Source organism: Enterococcus sp. CSURQ0835, from assembly GCF_902706605.1.
Classification (GTDB): Bacteria; Bacillota; Bacilli; order Lactobacillales; family Enterococcaceae; genus Enterococcus_A.
The window spans coordinates 1-7,564 of the sequence record NZ_CACSLH010000056.1; the positions used below are offsets into that span (position 1 = coordinate 1).

The following is a 7,564-nucleotide window of genomic DNA, read 5'->3' on the forward strand; positions in this document are numbered from 1 at the left end:
GACCATCTAACGGATGTTTTGACATCATCGCTCTCATTCCTTTCAATAGCATTGAATTCGTTTTCAATTCTATTATAAAAGAAAAGACTGTAAACATCATCCAAAAAGGGACTTTGTCTACAGTCTGCGATCAAGCTCGCTTGATCTTTTGTTAACAAATCACTCATTATTATCCGCTTTCTTTTTATTTTGATTGTACTAAATTTTTACTTTTCATCCAATGAATCAGCTATTTACCTTCAATACGCGTGCAATATTTTCTGTCGTTCGCGTGAGATTTTCAACGCCTGTTGCTAATGCTTCGTCTAATGCGCTGGCTTGGGCTAAGATCCCAAAGATCGCGGTCATCCCTTCATCATATAAAACTTCGACATTCTCACCGATGTAACCGGCACAAGCAAAGACCGGTTTATGATAATGCTGAGCAACTTTTGCTACGCCATAAGGTGCTTTACCAAATTGGGTTTGAAAATCCATCCCACCTTCACCGGTAAAAACATAATCTGCTTGCGCGATTTTTTCCGCTAACTTAGTGTGTTCGATCACCGTTTCAACACCTGAACGCATTTTAGCTTGAGTAAAAGCTAACAAACCAGCACCAAGTCCGCCAGCCGCACCAGCACCAGATACGTCTGCAATCGAAATGCCTAAATCACGTTCAATGATTGCCGCGTAATGTTTTAAATTTTGATCTAACTGTCGGACCATTTCGGCGGTCGCTCCTTTTTGCGGTCCAAACACATAAGACGCGCCTTCTGGTCCAGTCAAAGGATTGGTCACATCACTTGCGATCAAGATCTCGGTTTTTTCTAAACGTGAGTCAAGTGTATCTAAGTTGATTTCTGCCAATTGAGCTAGCGCGCCACCACCAGCTGGCAACTCGCTTCCTTCGTGATCTAGCAACTGAGCTCCTAATGCTTGTGCCATTCCTGCACCACCATCGTTGGTCACGCTACCGCCAATCCCAATAATAATAGTTTCAACCCCTTGGTCTAACGCCGCTTTGATCAGCTCACCTGTCCCATATGTTGAAGTTTTCAATGGATCACGCTCTTTTTTGGCGACTAACTCGATCCCATTGGCTTTAGCCATTTCGATCACGGCCGTTTTCCCATCACCTAAAAGACCATAATAAGTCGTAATGGTTTTTTCAGGAAATGGGCCGGCAACGGTGACCGGTATTTTTTTCCCACCCGTTGCGGCAACTAACGCATCTACGGTTCCCTCACCGCCATCGGCCATCGGAACTTGCATGATTTCAGCAGTCGGAAACACACGCAAAATTCCTTCTTCCATCGCTTGACAAGCAGCTTTGGCAGTCATACTTTCTTTAAATGAATCCGGTGCTAAGACGAATTTTTTTGTCATTGCTTTTGCTCCTTATTTTAAAATAAACCCATATAATACAGTTGCGACGATCATCATCAAACCACCGATACAGACTTCATACGGAATAACTTTCATCCGCTCTTTGATCGTCATGTGCATACTGTTTGCCGTGATATGAAAATAATTGCCTTGAGGGACACTGTCGATCACGACCGCACCGGTATGAACCATGACCGCTGCAGCTAGTGGCGCCGTTCCGGTCGCTAAGATCGCACCGCCAAAGGAACCGGTAGCTAAAATTACCGCAGTCGAGGTCGAGCCGACCGCTAGTCCCATCAAAACACCAGAAATCGGTGCCAAAAATGTTCCTGAGATCCCAACGATTGAAATCAAGTGAACTACTTGTTTTGAAAGATCTGATACAGAGATCAAACCCGCAATCGCACCGGCACCAATCAAAATCAAGACCGTTGCAGTCACACGATGAATGCCGGCAGCTGTATATTCCCGTAACTGTTTTCCGTGTCCCATCGCAATCGTTCCTACAACCGAAGCAAAGGGTAAAATGTACAGCGCATCAATTTTTAAATTCGCCAATACTTGGATCTTCAAAATGGTTCCGATCGGATTGATCAACAATAAAACGATGGCTAGGACTGGTGCGATCAATGCTTTGCTTAATGGAATCAAATTTGTGATCTGTTCTGCTGGCAAATCACTTGCTCGGACCATCTCACCTTTTTTTCGGATCAAACTGGCAATGATCACCGCCGCAGCTAAGCCAAACAACGCTGGAATAAAACCAGCGATCATCACGCTACTCAAGTCTAACTTAAAACCGTTCGCAGCAGCAATCGTATTCGGATTAGGCGAAATGATATTCCCGGCTTTCCCACCGCCTGACAAAGCAGTTAACAACGCGATTTTACTGATCCCGGTTTGCTTACCGACCGATAAAGCAATTGGCGCGACGATCAAAACAGCCACCGGGATAAAAACACCCACCGCAGTAATGATCATCGTCGACAACGCTAACGATAAAATAGCTTTTTTATCACCTAGCTTGGTAACGATCGCATGTGCAATCGATTCTGCGGCGCCTGACTCCATCATCACGCCGGCTAACATCCCAGCTGCTAAAACGCGAATCGCTGTTCCCATAATACTTTGTGTTCCAGCAACTAAAATATTGACGGTGTCAGTCAGTGAAGCACCCCCGATCAAACACCCTGCAATTGCGCCTAAAAATAATGAATAAACGGGATTGATTTTTTGTAAAATCAAAAAGATCGCAAGCAATAGACCAATAATAGCAGCGAACCATGGAATCGTTATTTGAGGCATGTGAAACATCTCTTTTATTTTTGATTACGTTTTCATTTTAGCGATTAATTTTAAAAATAAAATTGGAAGTTTCACAAATTTGTTTGTGCATTTACACAATTACAGCTTAATCACACACTCAATATGCTTATTTAAGCGTTAAAAAGCATAGCTAGTTTACTAGAAAAGACAAGTTTTGCTGCAATTAAAGAACTATTTCAGTTTAGAATAAATCATTGATCCATTGTCATGTGTACAATTTAACAAGATTTTTTTTTCATTTCCTGATATAATTAAAACCAAATGAAATTATGAGGTGGATTTATGGCACAGATTATTTTTTATATTTTACTTCTTTTGATGGCGTTTCAAGCTGTCCTTTTATTAAAAGACGTTTTGACTCACCGAGACGATCTTGGTAAGGGCAATTGGTTAGTCAGTGGGATCATCGGGTTTATCGCAGATTTTTGTGACACGTTGGGGATTGGGAGTTTTGCGATCACTACGATGCTGTTAAATGCGACCAAACAATTGGAAAACGACCGTAAGCTGCCAGGCATTTTGAATGTTGGCCACGCAATCCCCGTTTTACTAGAAGCAATCATTTTCGTGACTGTGATCAAAGTTGATGCCGTGACCCTTGTTGCGTTGATCGTAGCAGCGATCGCGGGTTCTTGGATCGGTTCCAAAACCGTGACGAAATTTTCAGAACGCACCGTGCAAAAATGGATCGGCTGGGCACTTTTGATCACGGCTATTTTCATGTTGTTACGTCAATTGCACTTGATCGATCTGTTAGGAAAAGGTAATACAGCCACTTCACTGACCGGGATCAAATTAGCGATCGGAATCATCGGCAACTTTATCTTTGGTGCTTTGATGACAGTTGGCGTTGGATTATACGCGCCTTGTATGGCTATGATCTACATGTTAGGCATGACACCGCTGGCTGCTTTTCCGATCATGATGTGTTCATGTGCTGGCTTACAACCCGTTGCTAGCATCAATTTCATTCGTGAAAAAGCCTATGATCGTAAAATCGCACTTGCTATTACGATCGGTGGGATTCCAGGTGTGATCATCGCATCTCAATTTTTAATGGGGCTCGACATCACTGTGATTTCTTATTTAGTCATCGTGATCATCGTCTACACGGGTATCCAATATATCCTAAAAGCTCGCAAGACTCCCTTAGTCAATTCGGAAAGCTGATCAATAAAATCCAAAAAATACCGCATGCAACGAGTTACGTTGCACGCGGTATTTTTTAGTAACAATTCCAGCCGATTCCTTCATCGAGCCAACCGAGTTTGACTAATTGATTTTTCTCACTTTCATGTTGGGTGTAATGGTGACTACCTGTCACAGCATTTGGATTATAGACTCGTAAAACATCTACCGGTCCGCCAGATTTAAATGCAACCCCTTCAGCTTTCCAGCCGACACTTGCTAAGTGATCTCGTTCAATGACACTCTTCGTGTAATGATGATCCCCAGCATTTGGATTATACAGTCGGTAAACATCCTCACCAGTAGTTGGCGTCTCGCCGATAAAGCCTTCATCATTCCAACCGACTTTGATCAAATGTTCTTTCTCACCACTGTGCAAAGTATAGAAATGTTCACCTGAATTTGGATTATACAAACGATATAACGTTTCGCGTTTTGCCGGTGGAGTCGGAGGTGAAGCGGTTGTTAAGATACCCTTACTGTCATAACGGTACACTTTTCCATCAAAAACATGATTACCCGTTCGGACGCCAGCCTCGTAATCACCGCGTAATTCTTCTGGTAGCAGAGTCTCTTTGACTTGATTATCCCCATCCTTCAAATATGCATACTCATTCTGATTGACTTTCATCGCCAAATTGATCCCTAAGTTTTGTAACGACGAACCATTTTGATATTTGGCTTGCCATTGTTTGATCTTAACACTTGGGTCAGGTGCTTCACCAGTGGATTTGGCGGGTGTATTAAAGAGACTTGGATAATTTTGTTGTAAATCGGCTAAAAATTCTCCACCATATTGTTTTTGTTTGTCACCGCCTCCTTTTGTATAAGGGAAGTAAATAAACTCACCAGCAATATCTTGATCCAAATATTTTTGCAATGTATCCGATTGATTAAAGTTGCGGCCAAAACGATCCCCACGGTAAACAGTAACCGCCTCTTGTTGGCCCATTCCTAAAACCTGGTTAGGTACTAGATCCATTTGTACTTTTAAATTTTGATCATGCATTTTAACCAAGGCACCTCGCAGCTCAATATCTGTTCCATATTTAGTTGGTGTATTTTCTCCAAGATCATAACGATCTGCTATTGAATAGCCTTCACCATAACGCGTCATGTTGAAACTTCTATAAGCAGGAGGCATCCAAATATCCGTCAAGCCTAGACCAGCTAGCTCATCAGCTCTATCCCCAATCGTTTGATACATATTTTTTTCATCTGGCAAATACAAACTAAATGCTTCGTAAATAACATGTGAATCAATCGCTGCATTAGAGTGGTATATCTTACCATCAGCTGGCTCAGTAACTTCACTTGGCTGCGTGCGAACATCTTGATTAGCTGGTGCATCTTTTGGCACCCAGACCCCTAAATGCCCTACCATGTTCGGATTACTTGGCTTTTTATTCGCAGCTGCAAAACTAGCCGTCTCATTGACTGGGAAAGTAGCCTCTCCATTGCCATTTGTTGTGACTGTTTCTTGACTCGTCGTAACTGTATCGCCATCATTACCTAAGATTCGCACATACTCTTGGTTAGCGTGTTGCTGCCCTAACGAAACTTTTTCTGTCTCCGACTTGCCATATTCTCCATTAGTCACGATGACTGCGATCCCTGAATTACGATCCTTCCCTTCTCGCACACTAGCAAAAAGGGTTTCATTATTTTGATTGCTGGTGCTTTGCGGACCTGCAACATATTTTTTCCGCGCTTTGAGTAGAGTTTCAATCGCTTCATAATTTTCGGTCCTCTTACTCATATACGGACTAAATTCGTCATACATATCACCGTAATACACCGTTGGCACCGTGTCTTTATTCGTCAGTAATAATGCGTATTGGGCTGGCAAATTGATCGTTTGATAATAATTTTTATTATCTTGGAAAACTTTGATTGCAGCTTTTTCTTTTTCAGGTGTATAGCCATCTGCTAATATCGTCGGATCATTTGGATTCAGATCGATCATAGCTTGATTGATCCGATTTTTTTGCTGATCATGGTTATTAACAAAGCTCCAGTTTGGCAACGCGGTGTTTGCTGGATTATCATTCGTGCGATTAACATAACTATTCGTAGCCAACGTGTTCAACTTCGGTAATTGCCAATTACTATTTTTGGAATCGCCGTAGCCCAACTGATTATTCAACGTATAAAAATAGCCACCATCCATAATCAACTGTGGGCTTCCAACATTGCGCATCCGATCACCATTACTAGATTGATAACTTTCACTATAAGTCAAATGATCATTCAACGCTTGCGAATTACCTTTCAATCCGTACATCTCATCCATCAATTGACTAAGCTGATCTAACAAGTCAGCATCGTAGTTATCTGCTGCATCCACGCGGAAGCCATCGAAATTTGCTTTTGGTTCATTTGCTGTGATCGTGCCATAATTCAACAAGAAATATTCCCAGTTCAACGTTTCAGCTTGAACGATTGGATTTGAATTATCAATGTCATTCCCGACTAAAAACTCTGGTGAAAGTCCATTGACATTACTTGGATCAAATTCATTCGTCTGATTCGTGGTGGTTCGATTCAATTTGCGATACTTACTACTAGTCAGTGGCGTGTTACTACTAGAGCCAAAAATAATTTGATCATCATCAGTCGTCCCTGATGGATCGGGTTTATACTTATCTTTCTTAGAGTATTGCACGGATCGCTCACTTTTGGTGGATAAGAAATCATTTTGAGCGATAAAGCTATTCAGCGTGTTAACTAAATTTTGGTTATTATTATTGTTCTTTTTAAGATCCGCTTCAATATTATCTCGCATCACCGCGACATAATTTTTCAGTGTTGCTTTTTTCGCCTTTTCAGGCAACGCTTTCATTTCCTCAACTTTCTTGACCGTTAGTTGATTAGCACTTGACTGAAAACCATTTTTCAAGAAATACTCCAAATATTCAATTGCCACGTCATCATTTGGCCACGTGTACATCAAAAGCGGTCGCCAGTCGTTTTGATTGTCCTTCCATTCAGTCCCGCCATAATGGATCTTTTTCGGTCGATACCAGCCAGTGTAACTCAAGTAGCCATCAATATTGTTGACCGATCCAGTGTCTAATGCCGCAGGTTGATTGGCACCTGTCTCAGCAGCTTGTGAAAATAAGACATTGAGATTGACACTAGCGGAACATAAAAACAACGCGAGTATCACACGAACATAGGTGACTAGCAAACGATTTTTCTATTTCTTTACCTGCACTTCCATAAAAAAATTCCCCCTTCATAAAATTCCAATCAAAAAATCACAGAACACTATTAAATTTTGACTAATATTACAATTAGAATTATAACGCCCTTTATATTTTTTTGCAATTTTTCTCTCATAATTTTTTATAAAATTAAAAAAACAAATATGTGAACTGGACTATTCATAGCCATCTGCAACAAAAAAAAGCTAGAACATTTCGATTGTTCTAGCTTTAAAAGCTATGGCAAATCATTCCCAGCCGCTAAGTAGATTGTATACCAATCTTCTCGTGACAAAGTGATCTCAGCTGCTTGAGCGATCTCTTTGATCCGTTCTACATTCATCGTTCCAGCAATCACTTGCGTAGACGCTAAAAAGGTCGCAAAAAAAATGCAAATTTATCTCACTTTTATTCTAATATCTATTGACTTATTTATGTATCCGATATATAATACAAATATAGAAAGGAGTTGAAGA

Annotated in this window: 4 protein-coding genes and 1 pseudogene; 1 reads left to right on the forward strand and 4 read right to left on the reverse strand. The window is 41.1% G+C overall.

What is annotated here, in order from left to right; all coding sequences use genetic code 11:
- Positions 1-225: 225 nt before the first annotated feature.
- Together GVJ38_RS13870 and GVJ38_RS13875 are read right to left on the reverse strand one after the other, a co-directional pair.
- On the reverse strand, positions 226-1,368 hold the full coding sequence (locus tag GVJ38_RS13870) for a glycerate kinase (protein ID WP_159723786.1): 1,143 nt from the start codon (positions 1,366-1,368) through the stop codon (positions 226-228).
- Between the two features lie 12 nt (positions 1,369-1,380).
- Entirely contained in the window at positions 1,381-2,673 is a 1,293-nt protein-coding gene (locus GVJ38_RS13875; protein ID WP_159723787.1) for a GntP family permease, read from the reverse strand.
- A gap of 303 nt (positions 2,674-2,976) precedes the next feature.
- On the opposite strand from GVJ38_RS13875, the gene GVJ38_RS13880 reads away from it, so the two are divergent.
- Entirely contained in the window at positions 2,977-3,864 is an 888-nt protein-coding gene (locus tag GVJ38_RS13880; protein WP_159723788.1) for a sulfite exporter TauE/SafE family protein, read from the forward strand.
- 55 nt (positions 3,865-3,919) lie between these two features.
- On the opposite strand, the gene GVJ38_RS13885 is transcribed toward GVJ38_RS13880, so the two are convergent.
- Complete coding sequence (locus GVJ38_RS13885; RefSeq protein ID WP_159723789.1) at positions 3,920-7,039, reverse strand: glycoside hydrolase family 70 protein; 3,120 nt, start codon at positions 7,037-7,039, stop codon at positions 3,920-3,922.
- 287 nt (positions 7,040-7,326) lie between these two features.
- A pseudogene (locus GVJ38_RS13890) lies at positions 7,327-7,458 on the reverse strand (aldo/keto reductase); the annotation flags it as partial.
- Positions 7,459-7,564: the final 106 nt, after the last annotated feature.

What these genes read in the sequence shown, in the direction of transcription:
- GVJ38_RS13870 (WP_159723786.1), bottom strand. Translation starts at nt 1,368, where the DNA reads ATGACAAAAAAATTCGTCTTAGCACCGGATTCATTTAAAGAAAGTATG.
- GVJ38_RS13875 (WP_159723787.1), bottom strand. Translation starts at nt 2,673, where the DNA reads ATGCCTCAAATAACGATTCCATGGTTCGCTGCTATTATTGGTCTATTG.
- GVJ38_RS13880 (WP_159723788.1), top strand. Translation starts at nt 2,977, where the DNA reads ATGGCACAGATTATTTTTTATATTTTACTTCTTTTGATGGCGTTTCAA.